Source organism: Orbus sasakiae (assembly GCF_039542345.1).
Lineage (GTDB): Bacteria > Pseudomonadota > Gammaproteobacteria > Enterobacterales > Orbaceae > Orbus > Orbus sasakiae.
Genome location: NZ_BAABHY010000005.1, coordinates 62,163 through 82,237 on the forward strand (window position 1 = coordinate 62,163; position 20,075 = coordinate 82,237).

Annotated in this window: 20 protein-coding genes; 9 read left to right on the top strand and 11 right to left on the bottom strand. The window is 39.7% G+C overall.

Features of this window, described 5'->3' with window-relative positions:
* Positions 1–2 precede the first annotated feature (2 nt).
* From ABEA36_RS09460 to allC, 4 genes are all read right to left on the bottom strand, one after another.
* Positions 3–908 (bottom strand): carbamate kinase, encoded by a 906-nt coding sequence (locus tag ABEA36_RS09460; protein ID WP_345491476.1) that lies wholly within the window; start codon positions 906–908, stop codon positions 3–5.
* Positions 909–1,019: 111 nt separating this feature from the next.
* Positions 1,020–1,799: a (S)-ureidoglycine aminohydrolase gene (gene allE, locus ABEA36_RS09465; protein WP_345491479.1), complete on the bottom strand. Its 780-nt coding sequence runs from the start codon at positions 1,797–1,799 to the stop codon at positions 1,020–1,022.
* Positions 1,800–1,835: 36 nt separating this feature from the next.
* Entirely contained in the window at positions 1,836–3,074 is a 1,239-nt protein-coding gene (locus ABEA36_RS09470) for an MFS transporter (protein ID WP_345491481.1), read from the bottom strand.
* 23 nt (positions 3,075–3,097) lie between these two features.
* On the bottom strand, positions 3,098–4,324 hold the full coding sequence (gene allC / locus ABEA36_RS09475; RefSeq protein WP_345491483.1) for an allantoate deiminase: 1,227 nt from the start codon (positions 4,322–4,324) through the stop codon (positions 3,098–3,100).
* A 414-nt stretch (positions 4,325–4,738) separates the two neighbouring features.
* Between allC and fdrA the strand changes: the two genes are divergently transcribed.
* The 6 genes from fdrA to ABEA36_RS09505 all read left to right on the top strand — a co-directional run bounded on the left by fdrA (position 4,739) and on the right by ABEA36_RS09505 (position 12,092).
* Complete coding sequence (gene fdrA, locus ABEA36_RS09480) at positions 4,739–6,403, top strand: acyl-CoA synthetase FdrA (protein WP_345491485.1); 1,665 nt, start codon at positions 4,739–4,741, stop codon at positions 6,401–6,403.
* Between the two features lie 11 nt (positions 6,404–6,414).
* On the top strand, positions 6,415–7,677 hold the full coding sequence (locus tag ABEA36_RS09485) for a YlbE family protein (RefSeq protein ID WP_345491487.1): 1,263 nt from the start codon (positions 6,415–6,417) through the stop codon (positions 7,675–7,677).
* 3 nt (positions 7,678–7,680) lie between these two features.
* Positions 7,681–8,532: an oxamate carbamoyltransferase subunit AllH family protein gene (locus ABEA36_RS09490; protein WP_345491489.1), complete on the top strand. Its 852-nt coding sequence runs from the start codon at positions 7,681–7,683 to the stop codon at positions 8,530–8,532.
* 1 nt (position 8,533) lies between these two features.
* Entirely contained in the window at positions 8,534–9,460 is a 927-nt protein-coding gene (gene allS / locus ABEA36_RS09495) for an HTH-type transcriptional activator AllS (RefSeq protein ID WP_345491491.1), read from the top strand.
* Between the two features lie 20 nt (positions 9,461–9,480).
* The gene (locus tag ABEA36_RS09500) at positions 9,481–10,722 is read left to right on the top strand and encodes a pyridoxal-phosphate-dependent aminotransferase family protein (RefSeq protein ID WP_345491493.1); all 1,242 of its coding nucleotides are present in this window, start codon (positions 9,481–9,483) and stop codon (positions 10,720–10,722) included.
* Between the two features lie 89 nt (positions 10,723–10,811).
* Positions 10,812–12,092, top strand: a complete 1,281-nt coding sequence (locus tag ABEA36_RS09505) for an MFS transporter (RefSeq protein WP_345491497.1) — start codon at positions 10,812–10,814, stop codon at positions 12,090–12,092.
* 209 nt (positions 12,093–12,301) lie between these two features.
* Here ABEA36_RS09505 and rnhB read toward each other — a convergent pair whose 3' ends face one another.
* The 4 genes from rnhB to fabZ form a co-directional block, all read right to left on the bottom strand.
* Positions 12,302–12,892: a ribonuclease HII gene (gene rnhB, locus ABEA36_RS09510; RefSeq protein ID WP_345491500.1), complete on the bottom strand. Its 591-nt coding sequence runs from the start codon at positions 12,890–12,892 to the stop codon at positions 12,302–12,304.
* Positions 12,889–14,046 carry a lipid-A-disaccharide synthase gene (gene lpxB / locus ABEA36_RS09515; protein WP_345491502.1) on the bottom strand — a complete coding sequence of 386 codons (1,158 nt, stop codon included), beginning with the start codon at positions 14,044–14,046 and terminating at the stop codon, positions 12,889–12,891. The genes rnhB and lpxB overlap by 4 nt, the downstream gene beginning before the upstream one ends.
* A gap of 68 nt (positions 14,047–14,114) precedes the next feature.
* Positions 14,115–14,906 (bottom strand): acyl-ACP--UDP-N-acetylglucosamine O-acyltransferase, encoded by a 792-nt coding sequence (gene lpxA / locus ABEA36_RS09520; protein WP_345491504.1) that lies wholly within the window; start codon positions 14,904–14,906, stop codon positions 14,115–14,117.
* Between the two features lie 34 nt (positions 14,907–14,940).
* On the bottom strand, positions 14,941–15,387 hold the full coding sequence (gene fabZ / locus ABEA36_RS09525) for a 3-hydroxyacyl-ACP dehydratase FabZ (protein WP_345491506.1): 447 nt from the start codon (positions 15,385–15,387) through the stop codon (positions 14,941–14,943).
* Between the two features lie 234 nt (positions 15,388–15,621).
* On the opposite strand from fabZ, the gene fkpA reads away from it, so the two are divergent.
* Genes fkpA through tusC form a run of 3 tightly spaced genes read left to right on the top strand, consistent with a single transcriptional unit; the run spans position 15,622 to position 17,176 of the window.
* A complete protein-coding gene (gene fkpA / locus ABEA36_RS09530) occupies positions 15,622–16,416 on the top strand; it encodes an FKBP-type peptidyl-prolyl cis-trans isomerase (RefSeq protein WP_345491508.1) in 795 nt (264 codons plus the stop codon).
* A gap of 20 nt (positions 16,417–16,436) precedes the next feature.
* The gene (gene tusD / locus ABEA36_RS09535) at positions 16,437–16,811 is read left to right on the top strand and encodes a sulfurtransferase complex subunit TusD (protein WP_345491510.1); all 375 of its coding nucleotides are present in this window, start codon (positions 16,437–16,439) and stop codon (positions 16,809–16,811) included.
* Between the two features lie 20 nt (positions 16,812–16,831).
* On the top strand, positions 16,832–17,176 hold the full coding sequence (gene tusC / locus ABEA36_RS09540) for a sulfurtransferase complex subunit TusC (RefSeq protein ID WP_425571931.1): 345 nt from the start codon (positions 16,832–16,834) through the stop codon (positions 17,174–17,176).
* Here tusC and yihA read toward each other — a convergent pair.
* The 3 genes from yihA to ABEA36_RS09555 form a co-directional block, all read right to left on the bottom strand.
* Positions 17,165–17,785 carry a ribosome biogenesis GTP-binding protein YihA/YsxC gene (gene yihA / locus ABEA36_RS09545; protein WP_345491514.1) on the bottom strand — a complete coding sequence of 207 codons (621 nt, stop codon included), beginning with the start codon at positions 17,783–17,785 and terminating at the stop codon, positions 17,165–17,167. The genes tusC and yihA overlap by 12 nt on opposite strands.
* A gap of 350 nt (positions 17,786–18,135) precedes the next feature.
* Positions 18,136–19,362: a bifunctional acetylornithine/succinyldiaminopimelate transaminase gene (gene argD, locus ABEA36_RS09550; protein WP_345491516.1), complete on the bottom strand. Its 1,227-nt coding sequence runs from the start codon at positions 19,360–19,362 to the stop codon at positions 18,136–18,138.
* 98 nt (positions 19,363–19,460) lie between these two features.
* Positions 19,461–19,988 carry a hypothetical protein gene (locus tag ABEA36_RS09555; protein WP_345491518.1) on the bottom strand — a complete coding sequence of 176 codons (528 nt, stop codon included), beginning with the start codon at positions 19,986–19,988 and terminating at the stop codon, positions 19,461–19,463.
* Between the last annotated feature and the right edge of the window lie 87 nt (positions 19,989–20,075).

A 20,075-nucleotide genomic window follows, 5' to 3' on the forward strand; every position in this document is an offset into this window, starting at 1 on the left:
TATTAATTTTTACTGACAATCGTACCTTTGCTGCCAGCCATTAATGCTTCGATATCCGTTAGGGTCCCGATATACGCTTTATTGCCGGTTTCTTCAACAAATTCAATGACTGATTTCACTTTTGGTCCAATTGCACCATCATCAACAGCTAATGGTTTTAAACGTTCAGTATTCACTTTATGTAACGCGGTTTGTTGTGGTGTGCCCCAATTTTCATAAACCGCGTCAGCATCGGTTAGAATCATTAAATGATCTGCTTTTAACTGAATTGCCAATTGCGCAGCAGAGTGATCTTTATCAATAACCGCTTCAACGCCTTTATAACCGTGATTATCCTTAATCACCGGAACACCCCCGCCACCATTACAAATCACAATGGCATCATCGGTTAACAATTTTTTGATGGTATCAATTTCAAGGATATTTTTTGGTTTAGGTGATGGCACCACACGGCGTAAATACTGACCGTCTTTTTTAAACTGCCAGCCATACTGTTGCTTAAGCGCTTGTTCTTCTTCTGGTTGATAAACCGGTCCAACATATTTAGTTGGATCTTTAAAAGAAGGATCATTTTTATCAACTTCAACTTGTGTTAATAATGTCACGACATTTTTAACATTTTCATGTTGTTGTAAGCTGCGACCAATCATATAACCAAGCATACCTTGGGTTTCTGCCACTAAAATATCTAATGGATAAGCAGGTACTTTCGGGTAAGCGGCATTTTGGAGAGCCAGTAAACCGACTTGAGGCCCATTACCATGCACAATCACTAAACGATACTTACCCGCTAATTTAGCGATTAATTGTGTTGTTGCATCAATATTGCGATATTGATTTTCAACCGATAGTTGCTCATTGCGCTTACAAATCGCATTTCCACCTAACGCGATAACAATCAGTTCCATAATATTTTCCTATAACATGTGTCTAAAAAAGGTAAAACTCGCCTATAGAGCAGCATAATGCTGCTCTATCATATTGATTAATTAAGCGAATAAATTAATAGCTATGTTTACTTAAAGTTCCACGTCGCGGTGGCAATCTTTTGAATAAATATAACTTAAAGGCTCGTGACCCACTGCATAACATGCCTGTAATGCATAAGCCCCCATAAAGATATAATCGTCTTTTTTGACCGTCACCCAATCATTATCCAAGTTATACATAGCTTGGCCACTCAATAAGTAAGCACCATGTTCTTGGACATGTGTTTCGATATAACCATGGCTTGCACCAGGTTTAAAGGTCAAAATGTGAAAATTCATATCAAAGGCGAGTTCTTTGGGTAGTAAATCCTGAATGATAACATCGTCCATATCTTCATAGTTGATTTTAGCCAGATCATTAACATTACCGGCAACCACATATGGCGTATAGCCCGCTAAAGGTTGATATCGTCTTTTGTATAAAAACAAACGTGATGTTTGGCTGTTGTTTTTCAGATACAGTTTAACACCCGCAGGGCAGTATAAATAGCCGCCAGTTTTTAGCTGATGAGAAGCTTTATCTGCACTTGCCGTAACATCACCTTCAATGACATAAACAAACACTTCAATGCCATCAGCACCAAAACCTTGCTCATTTTTGCCATTTGCATGCATGGTAACCATATAGTCAACAAAAGAAGCACCAAGCTTCGGTGTCGAAAGAATTGTGATATCGCAATTTTCAAACCCTGGAATGATGTTTTTAACTAATCCATCAGGCGGAATAACTGCATAATTATTCCGTTTGATTATCGCTCTTGATGCTAATAAGTCTTTTGGATAACCAGTATTATTATTTATATAACCCATTATTCTCTCCTACGGGAATTCATTGCTTAATTAGGACTAATTACTCTTTTTACGCATATTGGTAATAAAGAATATTGCTGTAGCAACAAGCAAAATAGCGATAGCCACATAGAAGCCCGTAATTTTAGTACCTGTTACATCAGCTAAATAACCAGTCAATGGTGGAGCAATAACTGAAGAGCTCATACCAAAGAAGTTAAACACACCAAATGTTGTTCCATAGTTAGTTTTGGGTGCAGTATCAGATACGTGAGAGATCAAAATTGGCTCAACCGTTAACTTACCAAATAAACCATAGAAAATAAGACCAGCTAGTAATAATGAAACTGTTGCAGCTTGTACTGCTGTTAATAATGTAAAGGCAGCAATGATTTCAAGTACGATGATAAACAGTAGACGTTTACTTCTAAATTTATCAGCAAATTTTGCGATAATTAACGCACCCGGAATCGCAGCAAAGGCAACTAATGACGAAGCAGAACCAATGCTACCACCGGTAAAACCACGTTCAGTTTCAAGGAAGTTAGGTAACCAGCTCACGATCATGTAATAACCATAACACGTTGCAAAATACATGATATATGACGCGATCATTTGACCACTAAAGAAGCTGTGTTTTTTAGCTGAAACATCAGCAACTGCTGCTGTCTCTTCTGCTTTTTTCGCTTCTTGTACCGGTTTTGCTTTCGGACCATCTTTAATGATTATCGCAAAACCAGCAACTAAACAAAGTAGTAATGCTGCGATAATGTAAAGCATGTATTCCCAAGGCATACCCCAAGATTTAACGAAGAAGCTTGTTGCAAGTAAGCTAATCCCCATACCAAGTGCAGAACCGGTATTGATAATCGCCGAAGCAAAGCTACGGTGTTCTGAAGGAATGTTTTCAGCAGACAAAGACCAAGCGCTGCCATAATAAGAACCACAACCAAGACCTGCAAGTAAACTACCTGCATAAATCATCGTGATGTCAGTTGCATTACCAATTAACAGTGCGGCAATTGCAAAAAGTGTAAAGCCTGGAATCACAACCGCTTTTTTACCAAAACGGTCAACGAGCATCCCTGCTGGAATTTGCATTGCGGTATAAGCAAAGAAATAACAGCTCGCAATTAAACCTAAAGCAGTATTAGACTGAGGTCCAATCGTTGCTTGTACTTCTGGAAAAATTGCAGTTAATACAGGACGGTAAATCCACATTACCATCCAACCCAGACACAATAATACGACGATTTTATGCCAATACTGAATACCACTTGTTTTTGACGTTGTCATTATGGCAACTCTCCTTTGTTTTTCTATTCTTGATAAGCTAACTGGTAAAGCGCATACGTTAACGCTTTAATGCCTTCGACTAAATCTTCAGTTTTAGTTTCTTCGGCTGGATTATGACTAATCCCTTTAATACTTGGCACAAAAAGCATTGCTGTTGGCACGCGTGGTGCAAAAATTTGCGAATCGTGTCCTGCACCGCTGTGCATAATACGGAAATTTAAGTTCGCTTTTTGGCATTGCTCTTCTAGCATTTTGGTTAATTTTGCATCCATTGGAATTGGCGGCTCATCCATCCAACGGTTGATTTCAATCTCAAGACCGAGTTCATCAGCAATACGTTTCATATCAGCTTCGATTTCTTCGGTAAATGAGGTGATCACGTTTTGGTCTGTATGACGACAATCCATTGTAAAGAGCACTTCACCTGGGACGACATTCACCACGTTTGGTTTTGGTTCAACGCGACCAAATGTAAGCACTAATGGATCACCAACAGCAACGGCTTTATTAATTGATTCATAACAGATTCGGCTAAATGCATAGACTGCATCACGGCGGTATCCCATTGGCGTTGTTCCCGCATGGTTAGCTTCACCAATTAAACGAATATTGTAACGGCGTTGACCAACAATACTGGTCACAACACCAATACTTTTTTGTTCGCGTTCTAATACGCCACCTTGTTCAATGTGTAACTCAACAAATGCTTTAATATCTTTACGTGGTTGCTGTGTGTTGAATTTAAAACCACATGATTTCATTGCTTCAACAAAGTTGATGCCTTCAGCATCTTTGATATTTTCAACATCTTTCGTATTAGCAAGACCAAATACGTTTTTACTCCCCCAAAATACAAACGGGAAACGACTGCCTTCTTCTTCGGCCATTGAAATCAATTCAAGCGTTCTCAGTGGTTGACCATACTTTTCTTTTAGGTAAGCCATCGCCAAGAATGCGCCGACAATACCAAGTTGACCGTCTAATTTACCACCGTTCACCACCGTATCGACATGTGAACCAGACATCACCACTTCGTCTTTATGCTTGCTACCTTCAAAGCGACCATATAAGTTACCAATATCATCAAAATAGGTCGTCATACCGATATTGGTCATTCGCTCTTTTAATGCATTTTGTGCATCGAGCCACTCTTTAGAGTAAAGTAAGCGTGTTGTACCGCCATTATCTAAACCACCAAAACTTGATATCCACTTTACTATGTCAGCGACATCATCATATAAGATATTCATAATTATTTACCTATCTTGTGTTGAATCTTAAATAACACCATTAATTTGTATTAAATCAAAAGCATAATCATTCATCTAATACAAATTAAAGCGAACCCTACTAAAAACAGTCAATCATACACATTAGTTTCGCTTAATAACATACTTATTATTAGCAGAGAATACTGTGATCCAATTAACTATTTCTTTTTTATAAAATTAAATTCAACTAATTACAACCGTTTGTGAAAGAATTTTTAATAAAAAGATAAATAATTAATTTTTAATAATTTTTGCTAAAATAGGAATTAGGCAATTTGTGACATCATTCAAAACTAATTATATTTTTTTCGGTAATATAGAATAAACAGTCCAATTACATTAGCGTTAGTAATACTTTTACATAAATTTATTAACATTGAGAGGCCATTTCTCATGATTCAAGCTTTTATAAAAAAAGGGAGTTTCCAAGATTCAGTTAGTCTTATGCTGATATCTAAGAAACTAAGTAATTTAGATGAGGTCGATGAAGTCTCAGTCATGATGGGCACACCGGCCAACAAGTCATTATTGACTAATACGGGTTTTTGGAGCGATATTTTTAACGACGCGACCCCTAACGACATTTGTGTTGCCATTAAGACAAATGATTCGGGTGATGTCGTTAAATTAATCAGCGATTCTTTGGAAGAAGCGTTGAAAAATATTGCTCAACAGCAACAAGGGGGCGCACGGTTACTCAAAGCGCGTCGTTTTGATAGTGCTAAACAAAAACTGCCAGATGCCAATTTAGTCTTGATATCTATTGCGGGTGAATATGCGCCGGGTCTTGCTGAACAGGCATTAGACAATGACAAAAACGTGATGATTTTCTCAGATAACGTATCTGTGCAAGATGAAATTCGATTAAAACAGAAAGCGGCAGAAAAGGATCTTATCGTCATGGGTCCAGACTGTGGTACCGCAATTATTGCGGGTGCCCCACTAGCCTTTTCCAACGTCATCCCACAAGGTAACATTAGTGTGATTGGCGCATCGGGTACGGGTATCCAAGAAGTAATTTCTCAAATCGCTCTACTTGGACAAGGTATCACACAAGCCATTGGCTTAGGTGGACGTGATTTATCAGCCGATGTTGGTGGCATCAGTGCACTAACAGCCTTAAAAATGCTTGATGCCGATGCACAAAGCCAAGTTATTACGTTTGTGTCAAAACCGCCAGCGGAAAGTGTCCGAATCAAAGTCATCGAAGCAATGAAGAAAATTCATAAGCCGATCGTTGCGCTCTTTTTAGGGGCTAAAGCGGATAAACCACACGATGATAATATCTATTTTGCCAATACACTTGATGAAGCAGCGCGTATTTCTGCCCAACTGGCTAAAGTTGAAAAAGAAGCGAGCCTAGCGCCATCAGTTGCAAATAAACATATTTCAGGTCTGTACACAGGGGGAACCCTTGCTTCTGAAGCGGCAATGCTACTTGCTGAAAAATTGGATGTTGCAGTCAGCAAAGATCACGATAAAGGTATTATGTTAGATGCCAAAGGTCATAAAATTATTGACCTTGGTGATGACTTCTACACCGTAGGCCGTCCTCACCCAATGATTGATCCATCAATTCGTGAACAAGAAATTGCTAATCTTGGCACCAAAAATGACATCGGTGTTTTATTGTTGGATCTGGTGATTGGTTATGGTGCCAATGCCAATCCAGCTGAATCCGTAACCGTCGGCGTTGAAAAAGCACGACAAAAACGTTCAGCGGACAATCCACTGGTTGTGATTGCAACCGTTACCGGTTCAGAACAAGACCCACAAGTTCGATCAACACAAGTTGAAGCACTTAAAAATGCCGGGATTATTGTTATGGACAATCTACCGGAAGCGATTTTACTCGCAAGCAAACTCATTACACCAAGACAAGTCTTATCTAGTGGTAAAACTTACCCGCTATTAGACAAAGTGGGTGTTATTAATGTAGGTTTACGTAGTTTTGCCGAGGATCTGCAATCTGCAGGTACTCCAGTGGTTCATTACCAATGGGCACCTATTGCAGGTGGCAACCAGAAACTCGCTAACATTTTGAAAAAATTACAGTAAGAGGTTTAGATATGTACGCATCAATTAATGAAGCAAACCAAGCCGTTCTTGATAGAATCAAAGAAGCCAGACCACATTGGCTTGGCGTTATTCCAGCTAAAGAAGCCATTCCTACACTACAAACAGGACAAAAATTACTGCATGCTGGTCCACCTATTGTCTGGGATGATATGACAGGTCCAATGCAAGGTGCTTGTATTGGTGCATGTTTATTTGAAGGTTGGGCAAAAAATGAAGATGAAGCCGTTACATTACTAAAAAATGGTAAAGTGGAATTTATCCCATGTCACTCAGTGAGTGCTGTTGGCCCAATGGGTGGGATTACCTCTGCCAATATGCCAGTTGTGGTTGTTGAAAATATCACGCAAGGTAACCGTGCATACTGTAACTTGAACGAAGGTATCGGTAAAGTGATGCGTTTTGGTGCTTATGGTGAAGATGTTCAAGCGCGTCACCGTTGGATGCGTGATTCATTAGGCCCTGCATTAAATGAAGCATTACAACTGTTTGATAAAGGTATTGATCTTACCGCATTAATGGCCCAAGCCATTACAATGGGTGATGAATTCCACCAACGTAACATTGCTGCATCAGCGCTATTATTAAGAACCTTATCACCTAAATTAGCATTATTAAACCGTGATAAAGCTGAAATGGCGAAAATTTTTGAATTCTTAAGCGTGACTGACCAGTTCTTCTTAAACGTGGCAATGGCATTTTGTAAATCCGCAATGGACAGTGCCGCACAAATTGAAGCAGGCACAATCGTAACGGTGATGACACGTAACGGTAAAGACTTTGGTATCAAAGTGAGTGGTCTGGGTGATCAATGGTTTACTGCACCGGTTAATACACCACAAGGTCTATTCTTTACGGGTTATTCACAAGATGAAGCTAACTCAGATATCGGTGACAGTGCGATTACCGAAGCATTCGGTATTGGTGGCGCCGCTATGGTTGCCGCACCTGGCGTAACCCGCTTCGTCGGCGCAGGTGGTGTTGAAGCTGCGATTGAAACATCTGATGAAATGAGCGAAATCTACTTAGAACATAACCCATTATTCCAAATTCCATCATGGAATTTCCAAGGGTGCTGTTTAGGTTTAGATATTCGTCGCGTGGTTGAAACGGGAATTACCCCATTAATCAACACCGGGATTGCTCATAAAAAAGCAGGTATTGGTCAAATCGGTGCCGGTACAGTACGTGCACCATTAGCTTGCTTTGAAAAAGCACTTGAAGCATTAGCTAAAAAGATGAATATCACTGACTAGTGAATGAGTAATATTGTAAAACCTCTTGCCGTTAGTGCACACATTACGTGTGCACCGGGGGAGGTTTTTTGTTTTAGTCTGCATAACAAAGTCATTAATTTAACCGATAATAATAATCAAATCATTACATTACATTCGTTTAATAATGGTCTAAGCCCCATGGGGTGGTCATTAAGACAAGACGACTTTTGGTATATCTATGATCTCATTGAACGCGATCATGTGGCAATATCACAAACAAACTGTGGGGATTTAGTTTTTGGTGATACGACGTTGTGTCGTCAAGCCCGTCAATTAAATCTTACTATCCAGCAGCCGTTTACACTGCAAAAAAACGTTGTTTATACTTTACTTTCACCACTGAAACATTCAACAGGATTATTTGGTGATCTGGCAAGCCTACTCAATCAGCCACTGAATGCAGAACTACAGCAATTTTATGAGCAAATTAGTCGATTCCTTACTAATCAACCCTTTAATTTAGAACCCTTTATTGGATTAGGGCCAGGGCTAACACCAACCTTCGACGATATATTAGTGGGGATTTTTGCTGCACTCTATACCGACCGCTCGCGGCACCCACAATTAGTCAACATGCACACCTATTTACCAGAATCTAAACTTGAAACCTTAACCACAAAAGTTAGTGCCGCATTTTTAACATGTGCATTTAAAGGGACTTTTACGCTAAATCTACTTGCAGTCATCTCATCAATTAGGCAATATAATCAAAACACTTTAGCAATGAAAAAATTACTCAGCTATGGACATAGTTCAGGAGCTGATTTGTTGCTTGGTATTTGGATAGGTACGCTGCTTTTAGAGCAAGACTATCATCACAATGAGGTGGAGTAACATGTTAGATCTTGAAACAATGCGCACGTTTACGAAGGTGGTCGAGTGTAATAGCTTTTCAAAAGCCGCTAAACTGCTTTATAAAACGCCTGCCGCCATTAGCTACCGAATAAAATCGCTTGAGGACTCACTTGGTACCCAGCTTTTTGAACGCACCACACGGACGGTATCCCTAACCCTTGCAGGACAACATCTGTACGAGCGATGCTGTCAATGGCTTGCTTGGCTAACGACCATGCCTGAAGAACTACAACAAATCAGTGATGGCGTTGAAAGGCGTATTAATATCGCGATTAACAATCTGCTCTTTGATCCCGATGCAGTTGCTGATTTACTGGTGCACTTCAAAGAGCGTTTCCCTTTTACGCAATTTAATCTTACTAGGCAAGTGTACATGGGGGTTTGGGATTCCCTGTTGCATGGTGAGTTTCATATGGCAATTGGCGCCACTGGCTGGGAATCACTCGATAATATGATCAACATATATCCATTTGGCGAGGTTAGCTGGGAATTTGTCGTTGCAAAAAATCATCCATTAACGCGTATCAATGGTAAACTATCCAACGATGTACTACGTAATTATCCTGCAATCAATGTCGAAGATACATCAACCCATATGACAAAGCGAATTGCATGGTTGCTGCCAGGACAAAGTGAAATTATTGTACCCAGTTTAAAAACCAAAGTAGCATGTCACTTGAAAGGCTTAGGTATTGGCTTTATACCCAAAACAATTTGCCAGCCGTATGTTGATAAAGGTGAACTGATAAAATGTGATGTAGTTAATGAAAGGAAACCATCCCAATTGTCATTAGCGTGGAAAAAAGCTAATATGGGTAAAGTCATGAATGAAATTGTGGGACTATTTAGGAACCACCACCCCATAACGCATCCATTTTTAAAAAATATAGATAAAAAAATTAGTTAACAGATATTAAGGAAAATCGAATGTTAGACATAACACAATACGATCAGATTAATCCACCATACCGTTTATTAATGGGGCCAGGACCAATTAATGCGGATCCAAGAGTCACCCGTGCAATGGCTGCACCATTAATTGGTCAATTTGATCCTGTTATGACCGATTATATGAACCAAACCATGGCATTATATCGTGAAATTTTCAAGACCCAAAACCAACAGACTTTTGTGATCGATGGTACAGCACGTGCCGGTATTGAAGCGGTTTTAATGTCAACGATTCGCCCTGGTGATAAAGTCTTAGTACCAAACTTTGGTCGTTTTGGTTTACTCCTGTGTGAAATTGCAAGACGTTGTCGCGCTGAAGTGCATACAATTGAAGTGCCATGGGGTCAAGTGTTTGATCCAAACGTTATCGAAGATGCCATCAAAAAAATCAAACCACGTTTACTTTTATGTGTACAAGGTGATACATCAACAACCATGTTACAACCCTTAGATAAAATTGGTGAAATTTGTAACAAATATGGCGTATTAAGCTACATTGATGCAACTGCGTCAATCGTTGGTAATGACTTACAAGTTGATAAATGGCAACTTGATGGTGTATCCGTCAGTCTACAAAAATGTTTGAGTGGTCCTCCAGGTGTCGCACCACTTACGCTTAATGACAAAATGGTAGACGTGATTCAAAAACGTAAATGCGTTGAATCCGGTATTCGTAATGAAAACGATGTCGATGGTACAGATGAAATCATCTATTCAAACTACTTTGATCTCGACATGATTATTCGTTATTGGGGCGCTGAGCGTATTAACCACCATACAGAAGCAACAAGCATGCTATTTGCAGCAAGAGAATGTGCTCGTATTGTTCTTCAAGAAGGTCTTGATGATGTTATTAAACGTCATGAAACCAATGGTGCAGCAATGCTAGCCGGTTTACAAGCAATGGGCCTTGAAATCTTTGGTGATGTTAAACACAAAATGAATAACGTTGTTGGGGTAATGCGTCCAGAACATATCAATGATATGGAAGTTCGCAGCTTAATGCTCAATGACTTTGCTATCGAAATCGGTGCGTCATTTGGTCCATTAAAAGGCAATGTATGGCGTATTGGTACAATGGGCTATAACGCGCGTAAAGATTGTGTGATGCAAACCCTAAGTGCCTTTGAAGCGGTTCTTAATAAAGTTGGTTTCAAAACAGTACAAGGCGCAGGCTTACAAGCGGCTTGGGATATTTATAGTAAAGCACAAAAGTAAGGTTTTAACTTTTCTAAAGGCTTATTTCGTATAAGCCTTTAGCACAACACCCCTCTGACCTTTCATCAATTTTTATGCAAGGGATCTGTATGAATAATTCAACAACACAACCTATTCCGGCGCCAGCTCCTAAGAAATGGAAAGGTCGTTACACCATTTTATTACTGCTTTGGTCTGGCTGGTTATTATCATTCCTTGACCGCATGGTAATGAATGTTTCACTGCCTTTTATTGGTCATGATCTTGGGCTAGATAAAATGGCACAAGGTACCATCATCAGTGCTTTCTTTATCGGTTATGCACTATTTCAAATTCCGGGCGGATATTTATCTGATCGATTTGGACCAAGGAAGGTGATGGCATTTGCGATTATTTGGTGGTCAATTTTCACCTTAATCACCGGTTTAATTTATCTGTTACCCTTATTATTGATTGTGCGTTTTTTATTTGGCGCCGGCGAAGGCTGTTTCCCTGCTTCATCATGGAAAACCATTTCTACCTATTTCCCTTCAAACGAACGAGGTCGAGCAACCGCCATTCAATCGTCAGTAAATACTTTAGGGCCTGCCATCTCGGTACTGGTTGCCGCAACCATCATTGAAATGTTTGGTTGGCGTGAAGTGTTTGTCTTTTTAAGTATCCCAGGTCTTATTTTAGGGATGCTAATTTACCGATTCGTTTTAAATAAGCCGGAACATAACCGTTTAATCAGCCCACAAGAATTGGCTGAATTAGAGCGAGATGCCCAACGTGAAGCCGCAAAAAGCTCAGCCAATAAAACGTTAAGCTTTGTTGAAGTATTGAAAATGCCAATCTTATGGAAACTCTCACTGATTTGGTTCTTATTTGATATTACCTTCTGGGGATTTACAACCTGGTTACCAAGCTACCTTTTAGAAGTGCGGCAATTGTCATTAGCGAAAACGGGGATTTGGGCCGCAGTCCCCTTTTTATTTGGGGCATTAGGCACACTAACTGGGGGCTACTTAGCCGACAAGTTTGAAAAACAGTTAAAACTGATTTATTGTTTAACTTCAATTGTATCGGGTATCTTCTTATTTTTTATGTTCCACGTAAACAGTATTGAAACAGCCATCACATTCCAATGTATTTCTGCCTTCTTTATGTTTATTGCCTTCGCCATATTCTGGGGCATGTTAATGCACCTGATCCCACCCGTGATTATGGGACGGGCATCAAGTATTGTTAACTTTGGCGGACAAGTTGCTGGCGTGGTTTCTCCAATTATTATTGGGTTTTTAATCGACCGAGCAGCGGGCGGTTACAACAATGCCTTTATGTTTATGGTGATTGCGCTTATCGCATCAGCCGTACTGACGTTTTTTGTCAAAACCGTCTCGTTGAAGTGATTCACATTGTGATACTACATTTGAAATTAATGCACATTGCCCGATACCTATCGGGCTTTTTTTAATGAAAATAGGCGCGATTTTCGTTAAATTATTGTCATAAGGTATAATTATAGTGTAAAAATGAGCAAAATTGCCACATGGATACACGATTACTATGACAAACCGTCAAGCTAAACTCTCCGAAAATAGTCTTTGCTATCGAGTGGTTAGCGACAAAGTAGGTTCCTGACAGGCGCAAAACTCTTACGATAAATATCATTCACACCATGCGCGATAATCGCCTCTAAATGCGCTTTGGTCGGATAACCTTTATGCTTTGCTAATCCATATTGTGGGTATAATTTATCAAGATCAGCCATCTCACGATCACGCGTGACTTTGGCTAAAATCGATGCAGCGCCAATCTCTTGTACTAAGCTATCACCTTTTACAACAGGCTGCGCTTTAATACCAAAATCAGGCGTACGGTTACCATCAACTAAAACCAAATCAGGCTTTATCGATAAGCCTGCAACCGCACGCTGCATCGCAAGCATGGTTGCATGCAAAATATTTAACTGATCAATTTCAGTCACACTCGCTCTGGCAATACACCAACTTAACGCCTGTTCTTTGATCAGTTCAAATAAGTATTCACGTTTCTTTTCAGTCAATTTTTTCGAATCTGCAAGTCCCGTAATCGGTTTATTGGGATCTAAAATGACGGCTGCCGTTACCACATCGCCGCATAACGGGCCACGACCAACTTCATCAACACCAGCAATCAATCCAGCGTTTTCAGGATAGATAAATATCATTGCACGACTCCAATCACATCAAGCACGGCTTTGGCAGCTTGCTCATCAGCCTGACAACGAATTTGTTGATGTAGCGCTAAAAACGTCTCTTTTAATGATGAATTATCACTCGTCAATAAGGTGGTAATATGATTAGCAATATTGACAGGGGTACAGTCATCTTGAAGCAATTCTGGTACAATTTGCTTACCCGCTAAAATATTGGGTAATGACACATACGGCGTTTTAACCAATTTTTTGGCTAGCCAAAATGTGAATGGCTTCATTTTATAACCCACAACCATTGGGCATTTAGCTAACATGCATTCTAAAGCGACGGTGCCCGACGCCAAAATAGCGGCATCACTGGCCATCATGGCTTCACGCGCATGGCCATCTAACAATTGCACATTGAGCTCAGGTGCAATTTGTGCTTTGATTTGTTCAAACTCTTGTCGACGTTTGCTATTAGCAAGTGGCACCACAATGTGCAAATTGGTTATCGATTGACTGACTAATTGCGCGGCTTGTAAAAATGGTGCCGATAGTAACGTCACTTCGGCATGCCGACTACCAGGTAGTAAAGATAACACGCGTTGACCAGGCGGAATACCCAGCTTTTCACGCATATTATTTTGATCTGGGAATAGTGCCACATCATCAGCCATTTTATGACCAATAAACCGGCACGGAACGTCGTACTTGTCATAAAACGCTTTCTCAAACGGCAAAAAGGTTAAAATCAAATCGGTATTGCGTTTAATTTTAAAGACGCGTTTTTGTTTCCATGCCCAAACCGATGGGCTCACATAATGAATGGTTTTAATCCCTGCTTGTTTTAATTTGCCTTCTAGCGATAGATTAAAATCAGGTGCATCAATACCAATAAAGAGATCCGGTTTTAATGCTTTAATTCGTTGGGTAATATCTTTGCGGATTGCTAAGATTCGTCTTAACTTGCCAAGCACTTCAACAATGCCCATGACTGCAAGCTCATCCATTTGGTACCAAGCTTCACAGCCTTCAGCTTGCATTTTAGGACCGGCAATACCGACAAATCGAATATTCGGATAACGATCACGTAATGCACGGATAAGGCCTGCACCAAGAATATCACCGGACGTTTCACCGGCGACGATTGCGATAGTTAAAATAGGTTGCTGTTGATCATTCATGATGGGTTTAATTGTAAGTATTTATGGGCGATAAAATAAATAATGCATCGCTAAGCGATGCATTATGATTAACGAATAATACCGCGTGTTGAACGGGTAAAGAAATCGATAAATAATTTGACTTCAGGATGCGATTGGGCGATATCACTAATATTGACTTTCGCATCATCAAAAGAGAGCCCATTACGATATAAAATTTTGTAACTGTTATTAATGGCTTGTAATGCCTCTTTACTAAATCCGCGGCGTTTTAAACCAACCAAGTTCACACCGTAAGGGGTCGCATGATTACCTTGTGCAATGACATAAGGTGGGACATCTTGTGCCACGCCAGAACACCCGCCAACCATGGCATGAGCACCGATAACACAAAATTGATGAACTGCAGTCATACCGCCGATAATCACATAATCATCAAGTTCCACATGTCCACCCAATGTTGCATTATTAGCTAAAATACAGTGATCACCAATTTGACAGTCATGTGCAATATGCGCATTAATCATGAATAAATTATCGCTACCAATTCGAGTCACGTCGCACCCTTGAACTGTAGCGCGATGGATTGTCACACTTTCACGAATGCGATTTCGATCGCCAATTTCAGTTCGTGTCGGCTCACCTTGATATTTTAAATCTTGGTTTACTTCACCAATCGACGCGAATTGATAAATTTGGTTGTCTCGACCTATTTTCGTATGACCATTGATAACCACATGTGATTTTAGCTCAGTGCCTTCACCTATTTCGACATGCTGACCAACATAACAAAATGGGCCAATTTTAACGTTAGCACCAATGATTGCCCCATCTTCAATAATTGAACTTGGGTGGATGACAGCAGATTTATCAATTGCCATAACTATTCCTTAATATCGAGATTTCACTAATGACCTATTTACGCGCACACATCATTTCAGCTTCGCAAACCAGTTTACCATCAACCGTTGCAATACCGTGAAACAACGCGATACCGCGGCGCTCTTTAATATAGGTTACATCAAGGATCATTTGATCACCTGGCACAACAGGGCGTTTAAAACGGGCTTTATCCACTGACGCAAAATAATAAAGTTGGCCAGGTGTCAGCTCTTCAATGCTTTTAAATGCTAAAATACCGGTTGCTTGTGCCATTGCTTCAAGGATTAATACACCAGGAAACACCGGTTTATTTGGGAAGTGACCTTGGAAGAAAGGCTCATTCACCGACACATTTTTAATCGCGCGAAGTGTTTTACCCTTTTCATAACTGACAACACGATCAACCATCAAAAATGGGAAACGGTGTGGCAATAAATGAATTATCTCTTCAATATCAAGGGAATTTAATTCAGTACTCAAAATATTCATCCTTATCTATATGATATAATTATATCTGGTTGCATTATAACTGATGTTAAGCCTTGGGGGAATCGTTTCAACTCATTATTTCCCCTATCCCTTTAATAATAACTTATAAAAACCATCAGGATTTTGTAAATTACATACTATCGGTGTTATATTTGTATATAATGTAAAAGTTTTGCTTTTCTAATAAGAAAATAAAATATATTCATAATATTTGGAGAATTAAGAATGAAATCATTACTAAAAATGACGCTAATTGGCGGTGCAATTGTTTTTGCATTAGCAGGATGCGATGATAAAAAAGACAATACAGTTGCGGCGCAACCAACACCAACTGAAGCCGTTGCTACTGATGGAAAAATTGAAGTCGATGCATCAAAAGAAGCTTATGCAGTGGGCGCATCATTTGGTAACTACCTAAAAAGTAACCTTGAAAGAGGTAAAGTCACGTTAGACTCAGCACAAGTCATTCAAGGCTTCGATGATGCATTTAGCGACAAATCCAAATATACTCAAGAAGAAATCCAATTCATCTTAGCTGAGCTGGATAAACGTTTACAAACGGAAGCAAAAGATCGTTTTGAAACAGAAAAAGCAGCTAGTGTAGCTTCTGGTGATAAATACCGTGAAGAGTTTGCTAAACAAGAAGGTGTAAAACAAACTGAATCGGGCTTACTATACCAAATTATCGATGAAGGTACAGGTAAACACCCTACGGCTGACGATGTGGTTATCGTACATTACACCGGTACCCTTGTTGATGGTCAAAAATTTGATAGCTCTTATGATCGCGGCGAACCAACCCGTTTTCCATTATCTGGCGTGATCAAAGGTTGGACAGAAGGTATTCAATTAATCGGGGTTGGTGGTAAAATTAAATTAGTTGTTCCACCAGAACTGGCTTATGGTGATGAAGAAAAACCATCTTATGGTGGTAATGTTGGTATTCCACCGGCATCAACATTAGTATTCGAAGTGGAACTATTCGGTATTAATGACGACCAACCTGCCGCTCAACAATAAGTAGATTTGATTGAGTGAACGTGAAACGACTCAATTATACGGTTGTTGTAATGGGTCCCGCTTATGGGACCCAAGCTGCGTATTGTGCTTATCAATTTTGTCAATCATTGCTTAATTCAGAGCACACCCTGAATTCGATCTTCTTTTATGCCGATGGTGTTTATAATGCCAATGGTTTTACCAACCCTTCCAATGATGAATTTGATCTCGTTAATGCTTGGCAAACACTGGCAAAAACCCATCAAGTTAAACTTGCATTATGTATTGCAGCAGCGCAAAGACGCGGCGTGATTCAAGAATCGACCAGCGATAATATCGCCGCCCAATTTGAATTAGTTGGCCTTGGTGAGCTGAGTGAATCGATTGCAAAAAGCGATAGAGTGATTCAATTTTAAGAGGGATAACTTTGAAAAACGTGGCGATCGTGTTCAACCAAGTACCGCATGGAAATGCAAAAGGTCGTGAAGCGTTAGACCTATCATTAGCCATTTCTGACATTAATCACGTTAGCGTTTTTTTTATCCATGATGGTGTGTTTCATCTATTGCGTGACCAACAGCCTGAGAAAATCTTAATGCGCGATTATATTGCCACACTGGGCATGTTGGACTTGTACGATATTACTGATATTTATGCCTGTGAAACATCGCTTAAGCAGCGTGGTTTACACCATCAAAATTTGGTTATTAATACGCAGATGATTAGCCAACAAGCCATTAACGACTTGCTGGCAACGCAAGATGTGATCTTACAGTTCTAGTTCTTGTTGGTGATACCATTCATTGAGCTTTTGCTTTAATTGCTCAAGTCCAGTACGTTTTAATGATGAAAAGGTCGCTACCGTAATATCACCTTGAAACGGTAAAATGGCCTCTTTGACCATATTCAGTTGTTTCTTTTGTGCACCTGATGCTAATTTATCGGCTTTGGTTAAAAGTAGCATCACGGATAACTGTGACTGCACTGCCCAATCAATCATTTGCTGATCAAGGTCTTTTAAAGGATGGCGGATATCCATTAAAATCACAATCCCTTTTAAACTCTCCCGTTTTTGTAAGTATTCAGCAAGTGATTTTTGCCATTTACGTTTTACTTCTTCAGGAACTTGTGCATAACCATAACCCGGTAAATCGACTAAACGACAATTTGGTTCAACTTCAAACAAGTTAATAAGCTGAGTTCGTCCCGGCGTTTTACTGGTTCTGGCTAAACTTTTTTGATTAGTTAATGTATTTAATGCACTCGATTTTCCGGCATTAGAACGTCCGGCAAAAGCAATTTCCACACCGCTATCTTCCGGTAGATGATGAATATCCGGTGCGCTGGTGACAAAATAAGTTTTCGCATAATTTAAAGGTGTAGCGGTCATAATGTCGCACCTTTAAGTTGAGTATTTTGATTCATGATGAGCCTTTCAACGATCTCTAATTGTCGTTAACTATCGCGATTATCCTGACAAACGAGAGATAATTTGAGCAAGAACGCAGACGTTAAACGATTAAAACGATTGTTACCCATTATTGTACAGAGTAAACGTAACACATTATGGGAACAAATGATGACATGATTTTAGCAAAAGTGCCACTACTTATGTGAGTTGCAAAAAAAGCGTGCACGATAACTCGGCACATAACGGCACTCTAAATGGGTTAAAACCTACTTAAGCCTGAATAATTGACCAATAAAGCAAAGGTGACCTGCGCCACCTTTACACAAGACTTAGCCAGCCGCGACTACTTTCGCGACCGCCTTAGCAAAGCGCTGCATACCTTCTTGAATTTCTTCATCCGAGATCACTAATGAAGGCGTGAACCTTAATACACTGGTTCCAGCATTAAGAATCATCACTTTAAACTCAGTAGCCACATTTAAGAAATCACGTGCTTTACCGTGATATGGCTGAGTTAATTCAGCACCAAATAACAACCCTTTGCCTTTATACTGACTGAAAATATTAAACTGCTGATTTATCTTTTCTAACTCATCAATAAATAGCGCTCGTTTGGTATTAATGCCTTGCAAGACTTCCGGTGAATTAATGGTATCAAACGCCGCACAGCCTACGGCACACGCTAATGGATTACCGCCATACGTTGTACCATGAACGCCAGGATGCATTACCGACGCAATCGCCTCAGTTGTTAACATTGCACTGATCGGAAAACCGCCACCTAACGCTTTGGCTGAAGTTAAAATATCAGGTGTAATACCGTATTGTTGGTAGGTAAATAGTGTACCAGTCCGTCCCATACCACATTGCACTTCATCAAAAATCAATAATGCATTAAACTGATTACACAGCTCTCTCACACCTTTTAGAAATTCAGGTGTTGCCGACGTTAAGCCGCCTTCGCCTTGTACTGGTTCTAAAATGACAGCACAAGTATGATCATCGATGATCGCTTTAACTGCATCAAGGTCATTAAAGGGAATATGCACAATATCAGCAGGTTTTGGACCAAATCCATCAGAATATTTAGCTTGCCCACCCACTGAAACAGTAAAAAATGTTCGACCATGGAAAGAGTGATGAAAAGAAATGATTTTCGTTTTATATGGACTGTATGTTTCAATCGCATAATGACGCGCAAGTTTTAATGCCGCTTCATTGGCTTCGGCACCAGAATTCGCAAAAAACACACGATCAGCAAAAGTATGATCAATTAACCGCTGTGCTAATTGTAATGCTGGTTCATTAGTAAACACATTACTGACATGCCACAGTTTTTCACTTTGCTCATGTAACGCTTTGATTAAATTAGGATGACAATGGCCTAACGCATTAACCGCAATACCGCCTGCAAAATCAATATATTCATCGCCATTTTGATCCCAGACGCGGCTACCTTTGCCTTTCACGGGAATAAATTGTGCTGGTGCATAAACCGGCAGAATAAGCTGATCAAACATGGCTCGCGTAATAGGGGATTGTTCTTTTTGGGTCATAACATTGTCCTGATAACACATTTTAATAATAATTTGTATTGTAAACCAAATTGTTTAGATGTAAATATTTATTCACTATTTATGAATATAAATTCAAATTATGGTGTAACGTGAGGCACTTTAATCTCTTGATCATAGATGCGCAATATATCGGGTTTACCTTCAACACCATCAAATTGCCATGATGACTTAATCGCGGCTTTAGCCGGCACCGTAATATCAAGATAATTGTTTGCTAAATTAGATGAAAAACCGTCCCCATCAAGTAAGATAACATTAAGTGAATCAAAGAGATTAATAAAGCGAACCGGTTCTGCCTCATTATTACGAATGACCATCACAACTTCATAGCGCTCAGCCGAAATATGATTAACTTTGCTAATAGATAACACAATATTGTATTTTGCGAGGGTATGTTGGCTACTAATGATTCTGGCACCATCAATACTCTCACCATCTTGTCGCCCTTCTTCCACACCATCATTAACACCACTTAACGCATCCTTACTAAAAGAGACAATACCGGATACCACATTTGATACAGCATCTTTTACCGTATTGGTTTTATCTTCTGCCATTGCTGAAAATGAAAAGACTAATAGAGCGAATAGAGGCAATAGTTTCATTCATCATTCCTTATATCGGTTATTTTATATAATTGTACTTGTTGTGCCATGTATTATAATACCGTGATGCTTGATTATTATATTGAT